This window comes from Mesobacillus campisalis (assembly GCF_000986785.1).
GTDB classification, from domain to species: domain Bacteria; phylum Bacillota; class Bacilli; order Bacillales; family Cytobacillaceae; genus Mesobacillus_B; species Mesobacillus_B campisalis.
The window spans coordinates 375,775-398,677 of record NZ_LAYY01000001.1 but is presented as its reverse complement, the minus strand read 5'-3'; the positions used below and the strand labels follow the sequence as shown (position 1 = coordinate 398,677).

The 22,903-nt window shown below is 41.7% G+C and carries 18 protein-coding genes; 17 read left to right on the top strand and 1 reads right to left on the bottom strand.

Features of this window, described 5'->3' with window-relative positions; translation table 11 throughout:
* The first annotated feature begins 99 nt into the window (after positions 1–99).
* From WQ57_RS01645 to WQ57_RS01600, 10 genes are all read left to right on the top strand, one after another.
* Positions 100–1,065 carry a DMT family transporter gene (locus WQ57_RS01645; protein ID WP_046521940.1) on the top strand — a complete coding sequence of 322 codons (966 nt, stop codon included), beginning with the start codon at positions 100–102 and terminating at the stop codon, positions 1,063–1,065.
* A gap of 421 nt (positions 1,066–1,486) precedes the next feature.
* Complete coding sequence (locus tag WQ57_RS01640) at positions 1,487–2,035, top strand: cysteine hydrolase family protein (protein WP_046521939.1); 549 nt, start codon at positions 1,487–1,489, stop codon at positions 2,033–2,035.
* Between the two features lie 333 nt (positions 2,036–2,368).
* Positions 2,369–3,355 carry a DnaD domain protein gene (locus WQ57_RS01635; RefSeq protein ID WP_046521938.1) on the top strand — a complete coding sequence of 329 codons (987 nt, stop codon included), beginning with the start codon at positions 2,369–2,371 and terminating at the stop codon, positions 3,353–3,355.
* Positions 3,352–4,614, top strand: a complete 1,263-nt coding sequence (locus WQ57_RS01630; RefSeq protein WP_046521937.1) for a DnaB-like helicase C-terminal domain-containing protein — start codon at positions 3,352–3,354, stop codon at positions 4,612–4,614. Before WQ57_RS01635 ends, WQ57_RS01630 begins: the two co-directional genes overlap by 4 nt.
* 44 nt (positions 4,615–4,658) lie before the next feature.
* Positions 4,659–5,078 carry a hypothetical protein gene (locus tag WQ57_RS01625; RefSeq protein ID WP_046521936.1) on the top strand — a complete coding sequence of 140 codons (420 nt, stop codon included), beginning with the start codon at positions 4,659–4,661 and terminating at the stop codon, positions 5,076–5,078.
* A gap of 304 nt (positions 5,079–5,382) precedes the next feature.
* On the top strand, positions 5,383–7,041 hold the full coding sequence (locus tag WQ57_RS01620) for an AAA family ATPase (RefSeq protein WP_046521935.1): 1,659 nt from the start codon (positions 5,383–5,385) through the stop codon (positions 7,039–7,041).
* Positions 7,042–7,054: 13 nt separating this feature from the next.
* Complete coding sequence (locus tag WQ57_RS01615; RefSeq protein ID WP_046521934.1) at positions 7,055–7,498, top strand: hypothetical protein; 444 nt, start codon at positions 7,055–7,057, stop codon at positions 7,496–7,498.
* A gap of 17 nt (positions 7,499–7,515) precedes the next feature.
* Positions 7,516–7,728, top strand: a complete 213-nt coding sequence (locus tag WQ57_RS01610; protein ID WP_046521933.1) for a DUF2997 domain-containing protein — start codon at positions 7,516–7,518, stop codon at positions 7,726–7,728.
* Positions 7,729–7,732: 4 nt separating this feature from the next.
* The gene (locus tag WQ57_RS01605; protein ID WP_046521932.1) at positions 7,733–8,440 is read left to right on the top strand and encodes a ComEA family DNA-binding protein; all 708 of its coding nucleotides are present in this window, start codon (positions 7,733–7,735) and stop codon (positions 8,438–8,440) included.
* Entirely contained in the window at positions 8,440–9,084 is a 645-nt protein-coding gene (locus tag WQ57_RS01600; protein WP_046521931.1) for a 4Fe-4S single cluster domain-containing protein, read from the top strand. Before WQ57_RS01605 ends, WQ57_RS01600 begins: the two co-directional genes overlap by 1 nt.
* A 1,163-nt stretch (positions 9,085–10,247) precedes the next feature.
* Here the strand turns inward: WQ57_RS01600 and WQ57_RS01590 are convergent.
* Positions 10,248–11,681 carry an N-acetylmuramoyl-L-alanine amidase family protein gene (locus WQ57_RS01590; protein ID WP_052948617.1) on the bottom strand — a complete coding sequence of 478 codons (1,434 nt, stop codon included), beginning with the start codon at positions 11,679–11,681 and terminating at the stop codon, positions 10,248–10,250.
* Positions 11,682–12,148: 467 nt separating this feature from the next.
* On the opposite strand from WQ57_RS01590, the gene WQ57_RS01585 reads away from it, so the two are divergent.
* From WQ57_RS01585 to WQ57_RS01555, 7 genes are all read left to right on the top strand, one after another.
* Entirely contained in the window at positions 12,149–12,454 is a 306-nt protein-coding gene (locus WQ57_RS01585; protein WP_046522048.1) for an ArsR/SmtB family transcription factor, read from the top strand.
* Positions 12,455–12,517: 63 nt separating this feature from the next.
* The gene (locus WQ57_RS01580; protein ID WP_046521930.1) at positions 12,518–12,955 is read left to right on the top strand and encodes an ArsI/CadI family heavy metal resistance metalloenzyme; all 438 of its coding nucleotides are present in this window, start codon (positions 12,518–12,520) and stop codon (positions 12,953–12,955) included.
* Positions 12,956–13,116: 161 nt separating this feature from the next.
* Complete coding sequence (locus WQ57_RS01575; RefSeq protein ID WP_046521929.1) at positions 13,117–13,611, top strand: SRPBCC family protein; 495 nt, start codon at positions 13,117–13,119, stop codon at positions 13,609–13,611.
* A 166-nt stretch (positions 13,612–13,777) separates the two neighbouring features.
* Positions 13,778–19,582 (top strand): DUF3320 domain-containing protein, encoded by a 5,805-nt coding sequence (locus WQ57_RS01570; protein ID WP_046521928.1) that lies wholly within the window; start codon positions 13,778–13,780, stop codon positions 19,580–19,582.
* 259 nt (positions 19,583–19,841) lie between these two features.
* Positions 19,842–20,171 (top strand): nucleotide pyrophosphohydrolase, encoded by a 330-nt coding sequence (locus tag WQ57_RS01565; RefSeq protein ID WP_046521927.1) that lies wholly within the window; start codon positions 19,842–19,844, stop codon positions 20,169–20,171.
* 36 nt (positions 20,172–20,207) lie between these two features.
* Positions 20,208–22,139: a DUF2075 domain-containing protein gene (locus WQ57_RS01560; protein ID WP_046521926.1), complete on the top strand. Its 1,932-nt coding sequence runs from the start codon at positions 20,208–20,210 to the stop codon at positions 22,137–22,139.
* 158 nt (positions 22,140–22,297) lie between these two features.
* A complete protein-coding gene (locus WQ57_RS01555) occupies positions 22,298–22,657 on the top strand; it encodes a PIN domain-containing protein (RefSeq protein WP_046521925.1) in 360 nt (119 codons plus the stop codon).
* The last annotated feature ends 246 nt before the right edge of the window (positions 22,658–22,903 follow it).

Below are 22,903 nucleotides of genomic sequence, written 5' to 3'. Positions count from 1 at the left end.
AAAAGTGATGGATGGTCATCATCATTATTCATTTTACGAGATATTAAAAAGAAGAGATAATGAATCTTACTATCTAGAGGAAGGCAGGCATGATGGAAGTTGAGTAAAAATGTTTTATTTGGAGCGATTCTATGCTTTATTGCTGCTGTCTCGTGGGGAGCGATGTTTCCTGTCGCGCATGCAGCATTTAAGCATATGGATCCTTTTTATTTCACTTTGATTCGGTATGGGGCGGTAACGGTCATTTTGGTTGTGCTCCTGCTCTGGAAAGAAGGAAAGCAGGCTTTTCGCTTCGAGGGCAAAGGAGTACACTTATGGTTTTTCGGGACTATGGCCTTCACCGTCTATAACCTTTTGATTTTCTGGGGAGAAGATTTATTAGGGGAGCCAGGGGTCATGGTCGCGTCGATTATGGAGTCCTTGATGCCGATGATCTCGATTGTGATTGTATGGATGTTTTTGCATCGACGTCCCTACACATTCACACTGGTTTGTGTGGTTTTGTCCTTTATCGGTGCGATGTTCGTGATTACAAAGGGGGATATGAAAGCTTTCTTAAGTGCGACTGATGATTTCGTTCCAACCCTTCTCATCTTCATCGCTGTCATTGGCTGGGTGATCTACACCATGGGAGGAAGCAAGTTTCTTGGCTGGTCGGCCCTAAGGTATTCGACGTTAACGTGCATCCTTGGCACATTGACATCGCTTGTCGTTGTGATCGGGGCGACCCTGGTTGGCTATATCTCGATCCCAACAGGAGAAGTGATCATGGCCACAGGCCCACATTTATTATTTATGATTATTTTCCCCGGCCTGATCGCCTTGCTGGGCTGGAACACTGGGGTAAGCATTCTATCTCCAATCAATTCGTTGTTGTTCATTAACTTTGTCCCGGTAACGACATTGTTAATTTCGGTTTTTCAAGGGTATCAAATCACCATGTTTGACCTTGCTGGTACGGTTTTGATCATTGTTTCCCTTTTGGCTAACAATCTTTTTGTCAGATTGCAGAAGAGGGAATCTAAACAGCCTGGTCAAACGGGGTGGAAGCAGAGGCTGTCATAATAAATGCGTGCGTCTTGTCCTTACATTTTAAATTGTGGGGCAAGGCGTTTTTTGTTTTACGGCGATTGGCAAATGGGTTCAAAAAATTTCGAAAATACTGCCTGTCCTTAAGAGAAAAGCAGTTTCATTTTTTGTATGGGTTGGTGCAATGGTATGACAAAGTATCTAAGAGGTATTCAAGAAAATTGAAATTACTGGTAAAATAATTTTGAATGGGGAATTTCATGGCAAAGCGAATTGCTCTTATAACAGGAGCAAGCGGTGGATTTGGATTACCGATAGTAATGGAACCTGCTCAATCAGGTTTTCAAGTCACAGCAGGTTTTCAAAATTAGTCATACAAACCATTGACTAATCAAGCAAGAAATAATCTAAAAAAAGTTTGATTGGCGAGTACAAAAAAAGGAGGAGGGGTTAGCAGATGGATGCAGCTGTACTTGTACTTGATATTCAAAAGGGATTTGTTGGGATTAATGCGCGGATGCCCGTAGCAAAACATCAGGTTGAACCGTTGCTGGAAAAAGTGAATCAAATCGTAGAACAAGCTGACAAGCGAGGAATCCCTGTTGTTTATATAGGCAATGAATTTGAACCTAAACAAGTTATTGCCAATTTTTTTACGAAAAAATCAGCAGTAAAAGGAAGCGAAGGTGCTGAATTAGATGAGAGATTAGTAAGGGTGAATGATATCTATTTCTCAAAAAACAAGTCGAATGCATTAAGTAATTCAGAGCTTGTTTCGTATTTAACTGCTAAAGGAATTGAACATATCGTACTTGTTGGTTTATTTGCGGAAGGTTGTGTAGCGGCCACTGCTCTCGACTCTATCCGCAGGAGTTTCACTGTTACAGTAGTAAGTGATGCAGTTGCAAGTTCGAATGATTTAAAGAGGGAGAAGTCTTTAAACTATTTAAATTCGAAAGGAATTGGCATTATTAACTCTTCCCATTTATTCGAAAAGCTGGCTTAACCGGCAATTCTAAAACATCCAACACACTTGAGCCAGAGCGATGGTAACGGAAAAGGCTCCAAACCCTGAGGACATACATTTAAGTACGGAAGGGTAATATGCTAAAATAAATGTCCTTGGTAGGGGCATGACATTTTAGAGAAAGCAGAAACCTGATTGTGGTTTCTGCTTTTTCTGTGTATGCCAGGGATAGCAATTATCTAGGTGGTGAAAGTCCCGCGAAAGAACTGTCCCCCTGCTTCACAAAACGTTCAAAAATTCACCCTGTCCATTTCCCGCCTTAATCCCTATATAGAATATGAAAGAATTTAATAGTTAGGGGTGTGGTTTAGGATGGCAAAGTATCGAATGGTGCAGACTGGGTTTTGGAAGAATCCGGTTGTTTCGGAGGAGATGACTCCGGAGGATCGGTATTTTTATCTTTATCTGCTGACAAATCCCAATACGACTCAAAGCGGGATTTATAAAATTACGAAAAAACAAATGGCGTTTGATTTGGGCTATTCGATTGAGAGTGTTCATTCATTGATGGAGCGGTTCATTCACCATCACCAGTTGATCCGCTACAATCCTGACACAAGGGAAATTGCCATTAAAAACTGGGCGAAGGAAAATATCCATAACGGCGGAAAGCCGGTCATGGATTGCATTTGTTCCGAATTAAAAGAGGTGGAGGATCTCTCGCTGATTCAATATGTAGCGGAGCCAATCCAAAAACAGGATGTTCGCTCTCTATATCTTTCATTTTGTGCCCAAGAAGAAATACATACCGACGAGCAAGGAGAAAATTACCCATACATAACTCAAGGAGAAGAAGGTAACGATACGTTGCCGCGCCCTCAGACGATACGTGGGCAAAAAGAAAAAGAAAATAAAAAAGAAAAAAAACAACAAAAAGATTTCTATCCAAGTATAGAGAATAATCCAGACATCGAATCTTCCTCCCGAATTGATTTCAAAAATGAAGACGTTCAAGAAATCATTGCGTTCTGGGACAATAATGGGTTCGGATTTTCGAACGTGAATGCCAAGCAGCAACTTTTAGCCTGGCTGGAAGATTCCCGTTTTTTACACCCGAAAGCGGTGATTTTAAAAGCACTCGAGATTGCGTGCAGCAATAACAAGCGGAAGCTGAACTATGTTGTCGGGATTTTAAAAAACTGGGAAAACGAATCATTGCTGTCGGTAGAAGAAATTGATGCCTGCCAGGAGAACCATAACCTTGAGACTAAAGTTAAAGCCTCCAAACAATCGTCTTCTGCCGGAAGAGCCATACCAGGGGAATTTAAGCTCGACCTAACCGAGGGGGAGGAATCATGAGCATCGCTGAAAAAACGTTCCTCGGAAGCCTGATGAAGGCGGAGTACTTCCTCAAGGACACCGTGATTCAGCCTGAACAGCTGGAAAGTACAAGGCATAAAGAGTTAATGCGAAGAATGGTGGAGTTCAACCGGGCTGGCAAGAGCATTGATCTGATTCACTTAACCACTTTAACTGACCTCGAGTCATTCGGCGGGCTCTCCTACCTTTCCGAGCTGTTATCATTCGCGAATGTAGAAAAGTTTGACGGAACGGAGAAGCTCCTTCTTGATTTGTGGAAGGAACGGGAGAAGCGGAATATCCTGAATATGGCTGCCATGAACGATTGGGAGATTAGCAAAGTCATTGCCGAACTGGATAAAATCAACCAGGGAAAACTGGAGGATCATACTTCCATCCATCAGGCTTTGGTCGATATGTATGAGGCGCCATGGCTAGAGCAGGAAGGCTTGAAAAGCGCGACAACCGGTATTAAGAAGCTTGACGAAGTAACGGGTGGCTTCCAGCACGGGGAAGTGACGATTCTCGCAGCAAGGCCCTCGATGGGGAAAACCGACGTGATGCTTCATTTTGCCAAAATGACAGGGTGGGCAGGGTACCTGCCAATCGTATTTTCCCTGGAGATGCCCGAAAAGCAAATCACATCCCGTTTAATTGCATCGACAGGGGGCTTTAACCGGGCAAAGATGAGGGACCCGAAAACAATGTTGAATGAGGGCCAAAAGGATAGATGGCCGGGTGTAATTGGTCGCCTTACTGAAACCCATATCCAGATATTCGATGGTGCGGGACAGAGTATCGCAGAAATGAGAGCAAAAGTGAGGAAGCTGATGCATCAGTTTCCCAACAAGAAAACGATCCTTTTCATAGATTACTTAACTCTGATTTCACCCAGTCAACCCTACGGCGGGAACGCTCACCTACAAGTCACCGAAATATCCAAATCCCTCAAAACGATGGCGAAGGATCTTGATTGCCCGGTCATTTGCCTGGCGCAGCTCAATCGATCCGTAGAGTCCAGAGCCGATAAACGTCCGATGATGTCGGATATTCGGGAATCGGGCAGTGTGGAACAGGATGCCGATGTCATTTTGTTTTTATATCGTGAAGCTTATTATGACAAAGATTCTCAAGATAAGTCTCTTCAAATCATTGTCTCGAAAAATCGAAACGGCCCCGTGGGAACCATCCCCGCGGATTACAACCAGCATACCGGGAGGATCGAGGACCAAAAGGAAGAAAGCCTTCCCCTTACATAGCCTTTGAGGAGCGACGATCAAAAACTAAATTCGAGGTGTACCACATGTTGGTGAAAGATGTTTACCTGGAAGCGATCACTTTAGAAGCATCCTCATTAGCCCATTATATCTTCCATTTGCTGGCGGAGAAGAAGATATCATTAGAGGATCACATGGACCAAATCGACCAAGCCGATCAACAGAAAGTAGCGGAAATGATTGATAACAACTTCCTGGGTTTTCATAAGGTAGGCATCTACTCCCTGAAAAGATGTGCAAAGGAGTTTGTCTTTATCTTTGCCGGCAGCGAACTGGAGGCCATCCAATTCTTCACCAGGACCTTTCGGCAACGCCCATTGAACTGTCACGAATCTTGCCTGGATTTCGAACTTGTCAGGGGAAATGAAGTGATTTCGTTTAGGGAGATGAAGAAGGAGTGTGAGAGGTTTCCGGCGGTAGCGGGGGTATTTGTGAGGGGGAGATGAAATGTGAGAGTTGGGGGACGAATTGTACTTCTCCTCTGTAGGCCCCACTTCACTTCTCTGTAATTTTCTATATTTTTTATCCATTAATTAATTAAACCATTGTAGAGTCTTATCTCCAAGATAAGGCTCTTACTTTTTGTTCTCTGAAATGTTTTTGAATAAAAATAAAGTAACATACACGAGAATTTTAATATTGAATTTATCAAACAATTACTTCCATTTCTTTCTCTTTTAGGTAATACCCCTTTAGAATTAATTGGTATATAATTTAAGTAAACAACCTTTGAACTGTAGGAGAATACATATGGAAAACTCTTTTAAGCTGAATATAGCGAATTATTTTAGAGCACGCTTTCCCTACCTTTATATTTCCACCTGGGAAGAATCAAGAGTGATCACTGAGATTAACCTAGTTGTAAAAAATGAGGAACTAATTAAGACACCAAGAAGCTTTTTTGTTTGGAGTCTAACGGAAGGTTTAAAATTGGAAGGAAATGTTCAATCTCCCGAGACGAAGGCTCCGGCAAAGATTTTGGAATTTATAGAAAAGTACAAGGAACCGGCCGTCTTCATCTTAAAAGACTTTCACATCTATTTTGGCGGAGAGGGCAGACAGGCAGATTATCCGGTCATTCGTAAGGTGCGTGATTTAATAGAAGGTCTCGAAAAAAGTCATTCACCAAAAAATGTGGTATTTTTATCTCCTTCTATAAATATACCATTTGAGCTGCAGAAGGATATAACCATTGTGGAATATGGACTTCCAAGCTTTCGCGAGATCAAAGAAGTATTGCATACGATGATAGAAGCAAACCGGGCAAATAGTAGAATCAGAATTAATCTTTCAACCGAGGAAGAGGAGAGACTTGCCAAGGCTGCGATGGGGCTGACTTTGCAAGAAGCTGAAAACGCATTCGCCTTAGCCCTTGTAAGCAAGGGGGGATTAGATGCCTCAAGTGTTGAAAGTGTCCTGCAGGAAAAGCAGCAAATAATAAAAAAGACTGGTGTACTGGAATATATAAAAAGCGAGCCAAATATGGATGATATCGGTGGTCTGGAAAATGTCAAACGATGGCTGAAAAAAAGAAACAAATCCTGGCTGGATTCTGCTGAAGAATATGGACTGCCTGCCCCAAAAGGTGTACTTCTAACGGGGGTACCGGGTTGTGGGAAAAGCTTAATCGCAAAGGCCATCAGTTCGATGTGGCAGCTCCCTTTGCTGAAATTGGATATGGGCAAGATCTTCAGCGGAATTGTAGGAAGCAGTGAAGAAAACATGAGAAAAGCCATCTCAACGGCCGAGGCGATTTCTCCCTCCATCCTTTGGATCGATGAAATTGAAAAAGGTCTGAGCGGCATAGGTGCCTCAGGAGACAGCGGAACGAGTACACGAGTCTTTGGTACCCTTCTGACTTGGATGCAGGAAAAGACAAAACCCGTTTTTGTTATTGCGACGGCCAATAACATACATGCTATTCCTCCAGAATTATTAAGAAAAGGGAGGTTTGATGAAATTTTCTTTGTGGATCTTCCTACCAAAAAAGAGCGGATGGAGATTTTCAAGATTCATCTCAATAAACGACTTAAAAGTCCGAAAGCAAGAGGGGACTTCCAGTTTGATCACCAGACATTGGAAAAGCTTGCGGATCTTACGGAAACCTTTATTGGAGCAGAAATCGAACAGGTAGTAATTTCCGCTTTGTTTGAAGCTTATTCACAAGATCGCGGGATAACATTCAGTGACTTTGAAAAAGTAATAAGCAATACCGTTCCGCTCTCTGTTACTCAAGCGGAACAGATACGGGCCATTCGGGAGTGGGCAAATATCCGTGCCGTGGCAGCTACTCCCCAAGAAGACAGAGCGGAATATAATAAGCTTGATAATTTACATGCCATACCAAAAAAGATGACCGACGATCCCGATATAAGCGCTTCACGTGGCGGAAGAACGGTAGACTTTTAGGAGGGAAATCTGTATGAGCATAGAACTGGTTCTAATTCCTGTAGCCATAGCCGTCTCACAAGCAATTGGCTCCAACATCCAAAAAAGGATGGAAGAGAACAAAATATACGCTGTGACAACTATTATGAAGGATCCACAATTGTTACAAAAGGCTTTATTAAACTATGGCTGTGCTACAAGTTTGCTAGAAGAAAACGAAATGTCTTCGGAAATTGGGGATGTAAAAGTCATGTTTCAGATTAATTCGCAAGGCATCTTTGAAGCTTTGTTTGAGAAGGGAATACCTGAAGAAGCTGCCTTGGAGTTCCTGACAAATATCCAGGATGAATACACCAGCCTTGTCCAGCAGGATATCTATCTAAAATTATTGGAGCGTGCATCAGGGCAAGGGTTGGTACTGGAGTCGGAAGAGGTAAACAATAATAATTCAATTGTTCTTACTTTTAGAGTGAATTAACCATTTGAGGTGAAGGAATGGAGAAACGAATAAAAATTGAGATTGCTCAAGATGGGACAATTAAGGCAGAAACAATCGGGATTAAAGGAAAGAATTGTTTACCTTACATTTCCATGCTTGAAAATCTTCTTTCAGCTGAAACAGTTGATTCTGCCTACACACATGAATATCATGAGGCTTCTATTGAATCAAAACAACAACAGGTCCATGACACATTAAGGAAGGAGTAAATGAATGGCAAAGAGCATAACATCAAAAGGGAAGACTTGGGAGGTTCTAAATTCTCTCTGGGTATTGTGGGCTGTAGCAACATTTGGATTCTTTAATTATATTTCCTTCTTTTATATTGCGTACCGGGTGAAACAAAAAAAATGGACTGTGATCGGCTGTCTTTATGCAATTCCTTTTATCTTATTAATGGTTATTAGCGAAGTAGTTCCCACCGATCATTGGTTATATAATACAGTATTTGCTGCTTATTTAATTGGCTGGATTGCATCCATTTTTCACGTCTTCCGGGTAAGGCCCGAATACCTCCTGCGACTGGAAGCTTATAAATCAGTGGAGCATCAGGGCATAGAAAAAATGAGAAAAAACATTGCTAGTGAATATGGAGTAGGCGGTGGCGAAAGTACAAAGCAAGTACCAGTAGTGAATAGAGACGAGGAACAGAAAATCAGTCCAGCGGTTCAACCTATTATTCCAGTGGACCTAAATTCCGCCTCAGAAAAGGAGATAAGTGAAATTCCCCATATTGGCGTAATCTTAGCTAAGAAGATTGTCTCCATTAGAGAGAGTACAGGTGGTTTTGCTACAATCGAACAATTTAGTGACCAGCTTAACTTAAAGCCTCACATCATAGAAAAAATACGACCATATATTAAGGTAACTCCAATGAAGGCAGAGACTTCCGAACAATCAGGAAGGATTGTGGATTTCTAATGCAATTAAGGCTCCATCGTTATTTGCCTTTTACCAATTCAGAAGGTCCCGGCAAAAGAGCATGCATCTGGGTTCAAGGCTGTTCCATCCATTGTGATGGGTGCGGCGTCCCCTGGACATGGTCTACAACTGGAGGGACACTAATCCATATAGAAGATTTATTTCAGCAGATTTTGGAAAGCAAGGCCGAAAATCAAATCGAGGGTGTTACATTTTTAGGGGGAGAGCCATTTGACCAGGCAACTCCCCTTGTGGAGCTGGCATACAAGCTGAAGGGACAAGGCCTTTCCATTATGACCTTCAGTGGATACACCTTTGAAACCATTCTAAATAGCAACCGGCAAGATTGGGCCGATCTATTGACGGTTACCGATTTATTGATTGACGGGCCATTTGTTAAAGAAAAACTTGACTTGAGCAGACCATGGGTCGGCTCCTTAAACCAAAACTATCGATTTTTAACAGACCGGTATGCGCATCTTGAAAAAAGTCTGTTAGACATACCTAATAGGCTGGAAATCAGAATAGAAAAAAACGGACAAATTCTTGTGAATGGAATGGCAGCTCCATCTACCTTAAAAGAGCTTCTGGAAAAATTGGGGAACAATCCTTTTATGAAAGAAAAAGGTAAGAAAGTTTTTTAAGAGCCTGCTAAGCGTTAGCGGGCTCTACTAATCAATTCACTTTAGATGCTGTAAACAGCACCCCATACTCCTCGGAAAACTTAAAATTATACCTCACCAGGTTCTTCTCCACGGTGACTTCTTCGTCTGAATAATTGAAGTTACTGTCTGTTATTTTTAAATTAACCTTACCCAAGCCGATCGCAAGAAAGTAAGAGAATTGGTTGATAACAACTTCCTAGGTTTTCATAAGGTCGGCATCTACTCCCTGAAAAAAAGTGCAAAGGAGTTTGTCTTTATCTTTGCCGGCCGCGAACTGGAGGCAATCCAATTCTTCACTAGGAATTTTCGGCAACGCCCATTGAACTGTCACGAATCTTGCCTGGATTTCGAGCTTGTCAGGGGAAATGAAGTAATTTCGTTTCGGGAGATGAAGAAGGAGTTTGAGAGGTTTCCGGCGGTAGCGGGGGTTATTGTGAGGGGGAGATGAAATGTGAGAGTAGGGGGATGAATTGTACTTCCTTCTTTGGGGGAAGTACAGGTCTCCCTGAAAATAAAGGGAGAAAGTCCGGTTAAATCGGGAAATAACGATATTTCTCTTAAAATAAGAGGAGTTTTTCCGGCTATCGGGCTCAGAATCTATGGATTTGCCTTGTTTTCTGAAGATAAGGGAAATTTCTCCCCTTATCTCTGCTTTTTATGGTACCTCTGCGTACAATAACCGGAAATTCTCCCCTTAATAATTAAATGAATATTAACAGAGCCTTTTATAAAGGAACCTCTAACTAACTAGAGGTCTTGTAAGCTTACATGCATAGCGTTATCAATAGTTATAAGCGTGGAATCATTACAGTAAAATTGGTTAAATAAGCTATTTGAAAACACTTGTTTAGTGTAAGTGTGGTCATACACATTGGTTGGTTACATCAATAGCGAACTAAAGGATATCCCCCTGTCTAATTGGAGTTATAAGGTCCATGGCCATATTTACTATGAATAAGAAAGAATACTAAAGCTACTAGGGTAACAAAAGATAGTTACAGACCTTGAGTATAAGAAAAAGCCGACCCAACTCGTAAAAAACGGAAGTGGGTCGGCTTTTTTCTGTGCCCATTGGAGAAAGCCAACAAAAAACGAAAGATTTTCAGGGGCCTCGAACTTTATCCTGGCTTTTTTTGATTATGCTATTTCAAATACTCCACCAATCCATTGTAAATCCCTTGTGCAGCCTTTTTCTGGTGTGAGATGGAGCCAATCAGGCGTTCTTCAGTCGGATTGGTCAGGAAGCCAAGCTCCACCAGAGCTGCGGGACGCTGGTTGTTGCGGATGATTCGGTACGCGCCGTATTTGGTCCCGCGGTCTCTAAGCTGAGTGGATTTAATCAGGTTGTTCTGGATGGAACGGGCCAGCACACTGTCTTTAGACATGCTGTAGTAAAACGTCTCGATCCCGGAGCAGACTCCTGTGCAGGAATTATAATGAATGCTTATGAAGGCATCGGCGTTTGACTGGTTGCTGATTGCCACCCTTTGATTAAGGGAGACATAGATGTCGCTGCTGCGAGTGTAGATCACTTTTGCCCCAGCTTGCTGCAGGAGGCTTCCCAGTTTGAGCGCTGTGCTAAGGTTCAGTCTTTTTTCTACATACAGCCTGCCGCTCGCGCCGCCATCGATTCCTCCATGGCCTGGATCAAGCACGACGGTTTTGCCTTTTAGCGGAGAGCTTTGAGCACTTCCTACAAGCCAGCCTGCCACCCAGCCGGTGACGCCGTCTTTTCTTCTCACCTGGATCCAGTCGTTGGATTGACCGATTTTTGTCAGAGAAGTTCCAGCTGGTTCAACGGAGATGATTCCGTAGCTGGTTCCCGGGCCTCGGCGCAGATTTGTGTTATGCAGTAGTACGACTTGTGCCGAGGCAGATGATTTATCGGAGATGTAATCGCTATGTACCCATCCCGTCACTTTTTTAGATGGGATGTATACCTTCATCCAACTTCCGTCTTTCCCCTGAACGGTAACCGCCGTGCCTGAGCCTATTTGCGTCAGGATTCTGGCGGTTGTACTCGGTGCACTTCTGACGTTCAGGGTCGTTGCGGTGACATAGCCGGTCCAGGTTGAAGGCTGTGAAGCAGTAGATGTCGCCGCTTTGTTAGAGATATAGTCTCCGTGCACCCACCCCGTGATTCTTTTGGACGGGATGTATACCCTCATCCAGCTTCCGTCCTTCCCTTGAACAGTAACAGCGGTGCCTGTGCCTACTTGTGTCAGGATTCTGGCGGTTGTGCTCGGTGCACTTCTCACGTTCAGAGTGGTTGCGTTGACATAGCCGGTCCTTGTGACGTTTGTCAAATATTGTGATGAAACCCAGCCGTATCCTTGTCCAAAGGCGATTTTTGACCATCCTTGTCGATTAGCGTGAACGGTTACGACTTGATCTTTCTTCAGTTTCCCTATGATGGCATAGCCTGTGCCGGCGTTGGCACGTACATTCAGGATGTCCACATTGACCTTTTCCTGATAGGTATAGGCGGCCTCCGCTCTATTGCCATCAATCGAAACAAACAGAGTGAAAATAACCAGGATGCAAATGACTCTAGATACAAATGATACAGTTTTCACTATTCCCCACCTTTTTTGTCTATTTTTGTGTTTTTTTAGAATACTATCTTACTATAAACCATATTTGTAAGGAGAAAGAGGGATAAAAGTCCTGAAATCCATGGGTGGATTTGTCCCAATTGTGGTAGCTTAATAAATTGGCACGCTAAGCGAATGGGAGTGCGGAGCGTTTGGCATGCTGCATCCCAAGGTTTTTCCTCCATATCTTGTATTCCCTCTATACTTACCCAGTCCATGTCAAAGGGATATTCTTAACCAAAACTTTACGCGGGGTTAACACTAACGAGGCACCCTTTAACGTAGTAGCGAAATAACGGGGGTCAGGCACCCTTTAGCGTAGTAGAGAGGAAAGCTTCAATCAAAGTGAATTAAAAAAATTTGATTTATTGTTTGCATATTCAGGAAGGTATTTAGTATACTTTAAATATCAAAAAAAATTGATGAAAGGAAAGCTTTACATGACTGTAATGACAAATCAGTTTGGACAATATGAAAAGAAATTTAAAGCTTTAGCTGATCAGAAACGATTAGAAATCATGTATGAGCTTTGTCAAAAAGGCCAAACATGTGTATGTGATTTAACAGAAACGCTAGGGATGACCCAATCCAAACTTTCTTATCACCTTAAAATTTTATTGGATGCAAACTTGATAACAAAGGAAACAAGAGGAACTTGGAGCTATTATGATTTGAATGATGGTGAATTAAATAATTTATTATCAGAAGAACTTTGTTGTGTATTTAGAAAAACTGGAAAAGGAACCTGCTGCTAATTTTTTTAGCTATTAAATCAAATTCTTTTGATTAATCATCCAAAACCATGGGAGGAATTGTTCATGAAATTTGTTCACGTTGGAATTAATGTTACGAATTTGGAAAAATCCATTGAGTTTTACCAAAAGGTATTTGGAGAACAACCTGTAAAGGTAAAAACTGATTATGCTAAATTCTTACTAGAAAGCCCTGGACTTAATTTTACTTTAAATGTTCGAGATGAAGTGAACGGGAATCAGGTCAATCATTTCGGTTTTCAAGTTGAAACGAGGGAGGAAATTACAGCTCACAGGGAAAGACTAGAAAAAGAAGGGTTTTTTGCACGCGATGAAATGGATACAACGTGTTGTTATGCCGTACAAGATAAATTTTGGGTAACAGATCCAGACAGAAATGAGTGGGAGTTTTTCTTTACAAAAGCTGATAGTGATGTCCATAAAATAGGATCTACTTCATGTTGTGTGGCTCCAATTGGAGATCCTGGTAGTTCTTGCTGCTAATAAGAAGTAAATGTGTACACCGTGTAAGTGATGGAGTTTTAATTTAGTGATTACAGCAATAGTGGCAACAATATTTTATTGCAACACTTACTCTCGTTATCTGGGAACCAAAATGTAATATATAATCAACAATAAAATAACCGTTGGAGAGGATGGTTCAGATGACAAAAACATCAGTAACAACCCTTATTATGAAACGCACATTTGAAGTACCATCAGAAAAAGTGTTTGACGCATGGACTAACGGAGATGTGATTAAAAAATGGATGTTCACCATGGAGAATACAAATAAAGTCGCAAAGAGTGATCCCCGTGTCGGCGGAACATGGGAAATTGTGGATCATCGAGATGGGAAAGATTACCGAGCTATTGGAGAATACAAAGTGGTGGATCCACCAAAAAAACTCATTTTCACCTTCAAAATGCCACAATTTAGTGATTTAGCAGACGACATTACAGTGGAAATCCAACCGCTTGAATCAGGCTGTGAAATGACCTTCACACAAGAAATTAACGTAATCCATGAAGAAGGCTGGACCAAGGAAGATATTGAAAAAGCACATGAAGATTGGAAAAAAGAGACCGAACAAGGTTGGTATTATATGTTTTTAGGTTTGAAGGAATTAGTAGAAACAGGAAAAATTACATATCCATAATTTTAACATAAATTAATGGTTATGCTTTTTTCCATATAATATAAAAAAACCGCTATTTCCAACCCCATTTTCTCCATCCTTCAACAACCCCTCCTAAAAATTGTTATAATAATGGGTAATACGATATAACAATTTATATTTCATGCAAGATAAGGAGGGGTTTTTGTTGAATCCTGCTATAGAGTGTCACTATGAATATGATAAAAAAGTAAGTTTCGCGCTGCAGCAGAACCATGTTCCTGTTGTTAAGTTTCTATCGATTAAAAATACATCTGCTGATTCTCTGGCCAATATAAAAGTGGAAATCAGTGCAAATCCGGATTTTGCCGAGCCCTATTCGATACATATTGAAAAATTGGAAGCCGACGAACTCATAGAAGTAAGGCCCGACCTGCAGTTATCCTCCCAATTCCTCAGTGTCCTGGATGAAAGTATATCTGGAAACCTCCAATTAAAAATTTCAAATGGTGGTCGCGAACTTTATAAAGAGAACTTGCCGGTTGATGTGATGTCTTTTGATTCCTGGCCGGGTGCTTCTGTGCTGCCTGAGATTATTTCAAGTTTTATCACGCCGAATCGCCCTTTCATCAATGAGATTGTCAGGCAGGCGGCTTCGATTATGGAAAAGAGCACAGGATCGAACGTAATGGACGGCTATCAAAGCGGGGATCCGAACCGTGTCCTGGCCCAATTGTCGGCGATTTTCTCGGCGATTCAGTCGTACGGGATCGCCTATGTGAATCCGCCAGCAAGCTTTGAAGACGAGGGCCAGAAAATCCGCTTTCCGGATCTCATAAAAGAACATAGATTAGCCACATGCCTTGATTTGACGTTGCTGTATGCAGCCTGTGCCGAAGCCGTAGGAATCTATCCGCTAGTGGTGTTCCTGAAAGGGCACGCCTTTCCGGCTTTCTGGCTGAAGGAACAAACGGCCTATGAAAGTTTTCAGGATGATAAAAGCATCTTGACGAAACACATGGCAAGCGGCATTCATGAATTGACCGTCGTAGAGTCGACCTTATTAACGAGGAAAGAATCAACATTCAATGAGGGTGTCAAAGCGGCAGAAGTAAGCCTGGATAAATTAAATGACTTTCATTTTTTTATCGATGTCCAGCGAAGCCGCATTGGCCAGATTAAGCCGATTCCGTTAAAAAGGGTAAGCGGGGATTTGGAGGTTGAAGTCGAATCAGAAGAAACACTTAAACCAACTACCAGCCTGGCTTTTGACCAAGTTGAAGTCATCCCGGAAAGGGAAGATGGCACTCAGCAAAGCCAGCAGAATAGTAAAATCATCTATTGGCAAAACAAGCTGATCGATATGAGCCTCCGCAACAATCTGTTGAATTATCGTTTACATACACAGGGAATCCCTTTGGTTACCGCGGATTTATCAAAAACGGAAGACATCCTGGCCATGGGCCAAAAAGTCTTTATCAATCCTCTGCCGAATGAGTGGAAGAATAATGCCCGGGACTTTAGGGAGCAGAAAGAATTATTACAATCCAAAATTCTGCAGGCCGATATGCAAAACAACCGGTTACGTTCCACGTTAACCGAGGCTAACCTGGACAAAGAGCTTGTGAACCTTTACCGAAAAGCGAAAAATACGTTAGAGGAAAGCGGGGCGAACTCACTTTTTGTCGCGCTTGGCTTTTTGAAGTGGTATGAAGAAAAGTCGTACACGAAAGAGCGCTATGCCCCTATTTTATTGCTGCCTGTCGATCTCGTAAGGATGTCGGCGAAAAAAGGCTACTATATTCGCGCCCGTGATGAAGAAGTCCAAATCAATATTTCGCTCATTGAATATTTGAAACAAAAGTTCGGCATTGATGCTTCCAAGCTCTATGATATCCCAAAGGATGAGCATGGGGCAGATGTGAAAAAAGTGTTAACGACGATGCGGCGACTGATCATGCAAATGAAAAACTGGGACGTGTATGAGACGGCCAGCATCGGGTTGTTTTCATTTTCGAAATTTGTGATGTGGAATGACCTTGTAAACAACACAGAAGAACTAAAGAAAAATAAAGTCGTGAAAAGCCTGATGGAAGGGAACTATTTAGGCGAAATCACGGAATCAATGAATAAAACGATCACAACTCAAAGAGATGAAGAAGAAACGCTTTATGCGCCTTTAAGCTCTGACAGCACACAAAAAGAAGCAATTCTGGCAACTGGTGAAAACAACAGTTTCGTGCTCCATGGACCTCCGGGATCAGGGAAATCGCAAACGATCACCAATATGATTTCCCATGCTATGGCTAATGGCAAGACGGTGCTATTTGTTGCTGAAAAAATGGCTGCATTAAGCGTGGTGCAAAAGAGGCTTGCCGACATCGGTTTAGGGAACTTCTGCCTTGAGGTGTACTCCAATAAAGGTCAGAAAAAAGACATCCTCGCCCAGCTTGAAGCTTCCATCAACGCCCAGCATAAAACAAAGGGAACCAACTGGAGCGAGGAATCAGAGGAGATTCGCAAATTAAAGAAGGAACTGAACAGCTATGTCCAGGATCTGCACAAGCCAACCTCCATTGGCCAGAGCATCTTCGAAATGATCGAGGAATATTCCAGTATTGAAACAAAGAACCAAGCTATTGAATTCAACCGAGATCAAGTGAAGAACATGGACGAAGCTTCATTTAAAAAGATCAAACAGCTGCTTGAAAACATTGCTGTTGTCGGGTCAACTGTCGGAGATATGAAGAGCAATCCATGGGCTGGCATCAATCAGACTGAGTATTCTCTGCAGCTCCATGACGCGGTTAAAGAGGAATTGTCAGCCATTGAGGCTGCTATTCCGGAGTTGCAGCAGTTTGAGCAGCACTTAAGGGATTTGGGATTTGTAGATAACAAGCAAACATCCAAATGGTACAGTCTGCTTCATAAACTGATCCCTTCTCTGCAAAGCCTTCCTAATGCAAATATCAGCTTAATGGGGGAAGAGAATTTTGAACTGCTTGCCTCACAGTTAACCGATGTCATCATGGCTGGTAAAGAACGCGATAGTGTAACCGCCAAGCTAAAGAAACGTTTTGATTTATCGATTTTAAAAATAGAAACAGAACCTTTGCTGCAGGAATTAAGGCTTGCTGAGAATAGCTGGTTCTTAAAGAAAGTTCTTGGCAGAAACAAAGTGGCCAAAGAGTTGAAAAAATTTCTTACAGCCAAAACGAAGATCCAATCTGGTGAACTCGAGGAAATCCTTCTTTCCGTTCAGACAGTTAAGAAAAACCAGGAAGCATTAAATGATTCCGACTCAAAAATGAAAGATTACTTCCCGGACCTCTGGAATGGTACGGATGGAAAATGGCCGGAAATGGAACAGGCCATAGAGTGGATGAAGTCCGTTCGATCCAGCCTGCAAGAATATACAGAGGCACAAAGCTATGTAAGCGAAACAGCAGAAGTCTTGCAGAATAACAAACAGTTATTCAATTCATCCAACATGCAGCAATTTTTGCTGAGGCATCAAGACAACTTTGAAGACTTGATGAGGCGAATCCAAAGGGTTGAAACGGATTTACTGCTTTTTAAATTTAATGAGCCCGACCATACGGATTGGCTGACGGCTATAAAAGAGAAGGCTTCGACGCTCATTCGCGCTCTGCCTCAATTGAAGGATAACTGCCAACTGGCACGTGCAATTGAGGAAGCGAACTCTTTTGGCCTGCAAAATGCTACAAATCCCTATATTAAGGGTCAACTCAAAAACGGAGAGCTGCTTTCAGCGTACCTGCATGGATTTTACCGTATACGCATCGATGAGGAAATCAGAAGCAGCCATTCTTTATCACAGTTTTCAAAGGCAGAGTTTGAGAACAAGCTGAAGAAGTTTAACACTTTGGATGATGAGCTCTGTGATTTAACGAAGCTTGAAGTGTATGTAAAACTAATGGAACGAGTACCGGATCTTAATAATGTGATCCAGAGTTCCGAGCCAGGCATTCTTTTAAAAGCGATAAAAAGCAAAGGAAGAGGGATCGCCATTCGGCAACTGTTTGAGCGGATTCCCAACCTGCTGCCTAAAATGAAGCCATGTATGCTGATGAGTCCAATTTCTGTGGCGCAATATCTGGATTCGTCGTTTCCAAAATTCGATTTTGTCATCTTTGATGAAGCTTCCCAGCTGCCAACGAGTGAAGCGATCGGAGCTATGGCCAGGGGAGAAAACGTTGTCGTGGTAGGAGACCCGAAACAATTGCCGCCGACAAGCTTCTTTAGTGCGCAGCAATCCGAAGAAGACTTTGATATACAGGATCTCGAAAGTGTTCTCGATGATTGCTTGTCCGTAAGGATGCCGCAAAAACATTTAAGCTGGCATTATCGAAGTGAACACGAAAGTCTGATTTCATTCTCGAACAATCACTTTTATGAAAATAAGCTCATAACGTTTCCTTCCGTCGATGACCTTCAATCCCGCGTTTCTTTTAAAAATGTAAAAGGAATCTACGACCGAGGGAAATTAAGGCATAACAAAATCGAAGCAGAAGCGGTTGTGGAAGAGATTTTTTCAAGATTAAACAATCCGCAGAAGCAACATGAAAGCATCGGAGTCGTCACCTTCAACCAGGTTCAGCAAACCTTGATCGAGGATCTGATTGATGAGCGGTTAAAGGAAGACCCAAGCGTTGAAAAATATTTTACCGACGAAGTAGCGGAACCGGTCTTTGTTAAAAACCTTGAAAATGTCCAGGGCGATGAGCGAGATATCATCTTGTTTTCCGTGGGATATGGCCCGGATAAAGAGGGGCATATGACCTTGAACTTTGGTCCTCTGAACCGGGATGGAGGCTGGCGCCGCCTGAACGTGGCCGTTTCCCGTGCCAAGAAAGAAATGATCATCTACGCTTCGATGGAGCCTGACCTAATTAACCTGTCCCGGACAAAAGCCGAAGGTGTCCATGCTTTAAGGGCGTTTATGGAATTTGCTAAACGAGGAAATGAACCCGTCCTGTTGGAAAATCGGAGGCAAAGTACAGGTGAAAATTCCGCGACCATCATTCCGAAAATACAAAAAGCGTTAGAAAAGCATGGCTATAAAACCAAACTGAATGTTGGAAGCAGCGAGTTTAAGGTGGATTTGGCCGTAGTTGATATGAATTCTGATGGAAGGTATATTGCCGCCATCCAGATCGACGGCCACCGCTATGCAAGCCGCAAGACCGCACGGGACCGCAATAAATTAAGTGACCTTATGCTTGGAAGATTAGGCTGGCAGATTATCAAGGTATGGTCGATTGAATGGTGGCATGACGAAAACAAACAAATAGATAGCATTCTAGCCCAGCTAAAAGAAATCGAGAAAAGAGCCCCTGCAACAGTGAGACAACAAACTGATCCTGTTGTTAAAACCAAGCCAACCATTCAGCAAAAAATCAGCAAGCTGGTGATTCCTGTTGAAAGTACAACCGAGGAAGAAAAGTATTATAAGCCGGTTGTATTAGAAGCTGTAAATCTGCCGAGCGAGGCGTTCTATACAATAGAAGGAAGGCAGATGATCCAGCAGCAAATCAAACAGATCATCGAACAGGAGGCGCCCATCAGTTTCTCGCAGTTGACGAAATCAATCATCGCCGCATGGGGGTTTACCAGGAGCGGGGCCAAGATAGAGAGCATTATAGAGTCCATCCTTTCGAAGATGAAGACATATCAAACCAGTGACTCTAAAGGGACATTTTTGTGGAAAGACGAAGCTCAGTATAAGAGCTACAACGAATTCCGGTTAAGTGGACAGGATCGAAGGGCATTGCAGGATATCAGTAAGGAAGAGTACGCGAATGGAGTTATAGAAATTATGAACAAGGCCCTGCGAATTCCCAAAGCAGACTTAATTCGAGAAGTGCTAAAGCAGCTTGGATATAGCCGAACAAGCACTCAGGGGGAGAAGTTTGTTCAGGAGGGGATTGAGCTTGCGGTGAGGAAAGGGATGGTTTCTGAGGATTCAATGGGGTTTGTTGAGGTGATGTGATTTTGAATTTTTTGCCTTTTTTCGAGTGAGGTTTGTAATGTGTGAATGCCCATGTTTTCATTAAAAATATGAAATTATTGTATATACCGCACTGTGAAATTATCACTGGTGCGGTTTTTTTACTACATCCTCCTGGTGGCTAGGCACCAGGTTACCAGTAGGTGATTATTTTACAGGGAATCGTTTAAAAGGATTATTCATTTGTTCAGGCTTTTCTTATGGTAAAATAATCCTAATCAAACTAAAAGTGGTGAACACAGTGGAAAAGGTTTTAGAAGAAATACTGAGCTTCAGAAAAGAAAGGAATTGGGAGCAATTCCACAATCCAAAGGATCTTGCTATCTCCCTCTCCCTCGAGGCAAGCGAGCTGCTTGAAAATTTTCAATGGAAAGACAGTCAAGAGGCACTTGAGGAAAACATGGATAATATTAAAGATGAACTGGCCGATGTTCTCATATATTCCCTAATGCTTGCCCATGATCTTGATTTAGATGTTCAGGAAATTATACATAATAAGGTTCAAAAGAACGCAAAGAAATACCCAGTAGAAAAGGCATTAGGAACAAACAAGAAATATACAGAGCTGTAGATCAGAGAAAATGTAAAAGGGAGAAGGTGAATTATAATGATCATTTACGAAGCGACAAAATCGGAATTCGTTTCGGATGTAACAAATGAATTATTGGTGGAACGATTGTATCATTCCTATCAGGAAAAAATAGGACGGACTTCTAAACAGGAAATTATCTCATGGGAGAACTCGCTCCAACGAATGTCCAATGTGATGCAAGACAGGGACATTCCAAATGATGCGGGTGTGGCCATCGAATTTAAGATTCCAAATACATCTAAAAGAGTGGATTTTATTGTCACTGGAAATGATGGCAGGCACGACCATGTTGTCATTGTTGAACTAAAGCAATGGTCTAAGGTTGATAAAATAACGACCAAGGACGCGCTGGTAAAAACATACGTCGGCGGTGGTCTGCGCCCGCAAACACATCCATCCTATCAAGCCTGGACATATGCAGCCTTAATAAGGGATTTTAATAAAAGCGTACAGGATCAACAAATAGAACTTCAGCCATGCGCTTACTTACATAATTATAGGAAAACAGCCAATGACCCTTTAGTAGATGAACATTACAAGGAACACTTATTGAAAGCGCCTGTTTTTACAAAAGGGGAAATACAAAAGTTAAGGGACTTTATTAAAAAGTACGTGCGGCAAGGGGATAATAATAATTTAATATATCAAATTGAACACGGGAAAATCCGCCCGTCAAAATCGCTGCAGGATTCCCTGGCGAATATGTTAAAGGGTAATCAGGAATTCATTATGATTGACGAACAAAAGGTGTTTTATGAAGAAGCTTTTCATCTTGCGTTGGAGTGTGTCAAGCATAACAAAAAGCAAGTGATGATTATTGAAGGCGGCCCAGGTACCGGAAAATCAGTGATGGCTGTGAATCTTTTAGTCAATTTAATAAACAAGGGACTGATGACCCTTTATGTCTCCAAAAATTCAGCACCTAGAGATGTTTATGCATCCAAATTAAAAGGCACCGTCCGAAAGACGGCAATCGATAATTTATTTAAAGGATCTGGAAGTTTTACTGAGTCAGAATTAAATGAGTTCGATGTCATTGTTGTTGATGAGGCACATAGGCTTAATGAAAAATCAGGCTTTTATGGCAACCAGGGAGAGAACCAGGTAAAAGAATTAATTAAGGCAGCAAAATTTACAATCTTCTTCATCGACGAAAATCAAAAAGTCACTCTAAAGGATATCGGAAGTATAGATTTAATTAAAAGGTATGCTGAAGAGTTTGAGACAGAGGTGATTTCCGGTCAATTGGTATCCCAATTCCGCTGTGATGGATCAGATGCCTATATTGCCTGGCTAGACGATGTCCTTCAGATTCGGGAAACAGCTAACAGTCATTATTATGGGGTGGATTATGATTTTCGTGTATATGATAATCCCCATGAAATGCTCCGGGAAATTGAAAAATTAAATAAGAAAAACAATAAATCTCGCATGCTATCGGGTTATTGCTGGGAATGGCCAACAAAAGAGCGGAGCAATACGATGTATAAGGACATTGTCCTTCCAGAGCATGATTTCGCGATAAGCTGGAATCTATCGGACAGCATCTGGGCCATTGACCAAGACTCAGTAAGTGAAGCGGGATGTATCCATACTGCACAAGGGTTAGAGTTTGATTATGTCGGTGTGATTATCGGGGACGATTTGCGCTTTGAAAATGGACAGGTCATCACAGATTATGCGAAAAGAGCTAAAACGGACCAATCTTTAAAAGGAATCAAAAAAATGGCGAAGGAAAATCCGGAAGAAGCACAGAAAATTGCAGATCAAATTATCCGGAACACTTATCGGACACTAATGACACGTGGACAAAAAGGATGTTTTATTTTTTGCACCGATCCAGAGTTAAATGCTTACTTTAGGGAACGCCTTCGAAGGACGAGTGAAAATAATGATTTGTCACCTAAGTGGGAGTTGAGGGTAGCTGAGGATAGGGAGGGTTATTAATGCAAGTCTACTCCTTTAATTATTCATAGCCAAGACTATTACTTTAATTCAATTTTCTAGAGAGAGATGTATGAGTTATATTGTCTAGGTTGTAGATAGTGGCTGGTACTGTAACTTAGTTTTATATTATTTATAACCAAATATTAGGATGTGAAGATTTGGCAAAAATAATAATAGATACTAACGTATTTTTAGATTTTTATCGTTCTAACAACGAGTCTTTAAAAAAGCTGCAAGAATTAAAAGATTATGCCAGTTACCTCGTATTCCCAGAACAGGTATTTAACGAGTTTACCCGTAATCGAAATGCAGAATTTGAAAAATTAAGTAACGAGTTCCTAAGATATAAATCCGCTCTGAAACCCTTCAATTCAAATTATATGAAATCACTAGATGAGTACATGGCGTTAATGGAATTAAACCAGCATATGAAGAATCAAATTGGCATTATTGTTAAAAAAATCGAAGAAATAAAAAATGAAGCTAAAAATGACGAGATTTATAATGTAAGTATATGATCTTTATCATATGAGCCATGTTCAAAAATTGCCCATAAAAGAAGAAACTATCCATCGAGCTAGAAATAGACAACTTCTCGGAAATCCCCCAGGGACAAATGGTGTTACTATTGGGGATGAAGTAATTTGGGAATCTATTTTGGAACATGTCAATGAGCCAGTGGTAATAGTAAGCAATGATAAAAGTTTCCTAAAGCATAAAATGTACCTTAGCGAAGAATTCAAACAAAATCACTCCTTGGTATA

What these genes read in the sequence shown, in the direction of transcription:
- WQ57_RS01640 (WP_046521939.1), top strand. Translation starts at nt 1,487, where the DNA reads ATGGATGCAGCTGTACTTGTACTTGATATTCAAAAGGGATTTGTTGGG.
- WQ57_RS01635 (WP_046521938.1), top strand. Translation starts at nt 2,369, where the DNA reads ATGGCAAAGTATCGAATGGTGCAGACTGGGTTTTGGAAGAATCCGGTT.
- WQ57_RS01630 (WP_046521937.1), top strand. Translation starts at nt 3,352, where the DNA reads ATGAGCATCGCTGAAAAAACGTTCCTCGGAAGCCTGATGAAGGCGGAG.
- WQ57_RS01625 (WP_046521936.1), top strand. Translation starts at nt 4,659, where the DNA reads ATGTTGGTGAAAGATGTTTACCTGGAAGCGATCACTTTAGAAGCATCC.
- WQ57_RS01620 (WP_046521935.1), top strand. Translation starts at nt 5,383, where the DNA reads ATGGAAAACTCTTTTAAGCTGAATATAGCGAATTATTTTAGAGCACGC.
- WQ57_RS01615 (WP_046521934.1), top strand. Translation starts at nt 7,055, where the DNA reads ATGAGCATAGAACTGGTTCTAATTCCTGTAGCCATAGCCGTCTCACAA.
- WQ57_RS01610 (WP_046521933.1), top strand. Translation starts at nt 7,516, where the DNA reads ATGGAGAAACGAATAAAAATTGAGATTGCTCAAGATGGGACAATTAAG.
- WQ57_RS01605 (WP_046521932.1), top strand. Translation starts at nt 7,733, where the DNA reads ATGGCAAAGAGCATAACATCAAAAGGGAAGACTTGGGAGGTTCTAAAT.
- WQ57_RS01600 (WP_046521931.1), top strand. Translation starts at nt 8,440, where the DNA reads ATGCAATTAAGGCTCCATCGTTATTTGCCTTTTACCAATTCAGAAGGT.
- WQ57_RS01585 (WP_046522048.1), top strand. Translation starts at nt 12,149, where the DNA reads ATGACAAATCAGTTTGGACAATATGAAAAGAAATTTAAAGCTTTAGCT.
- WQ57_RS01580 (WP_046521930.1), top strand. Translation starts at nt 12,518, where the DNA reads ATGAAATTTGTTCACGTTGGAATTAATGTTACGAATTTGGAAAAATCC.
- WQ57_RS01575 (WP_046521929.1), top strand. Translation starts at nt 13,117, where the DNA reads ATGACAAAAACATCAGTAACAACCCTTATTATGAAACGCACATTTGAA.
- WQ57_RS01560 (WP_046521926.1), top strand. Translation starts at nt 20,208, where the DNA reads ATGATCATTTACGAAGCGACAAAATCGGAATTCGTTTCGGATGTAACA.